Below are 239 nucleotides of genomic sequence, written 5' to 3'. Positions count from 1 at the left end.
ACCGCTTATTCGAAGGGCTCGCCCACGGGGACGCCCCCGACGAAGACCTGGCGCCGCTCGACGGGGCGAATCTCCACGCGCCCCGCCGGATAGCCGGCCGCGATCTGCGCGCGCTGCTCCGCGCTCGGCACGAAGCGATCGCCGGCATCCTTCCATGCGCCGTCCGCCAGCACGAAACGATCGCCGCCGCCGCAATAGGTGGCGATTCTCCGGGCCTTGCCGTCCTTGTCCAGCATCCC

General features: G+C 71.1%; 1 protein-coding gene. It reads right to left on the bottom strand.

Translation table 11 applies throughout. The features are described from left to right. Nucleotides 1–5 precede the first annotated feature (5 nt). Nucleotides 6–239 (bottom strand): hypothetical protein (locus NLU14_RS22835; RefSeq protein ID WP_275710916.1); only part of this gene is annotated, 234 nt, incomplete at its 5' end.

The organism is Marinobacter iranensis (assembly GCF_029207565.1).
Taxonomy (GTDB): domain Bacteria; phylum Pseudomonadota; class Gammaproteobacteria; order Pseudomonadales; family Oleiphilaceae; genus Marinobacter; species Marinobacter iranensis.
The sequence above is the reverse complement of the archived record's forward strand: the minus strand, read 5'-3'. Positions and strand labels throughout refer to the sequence as shown.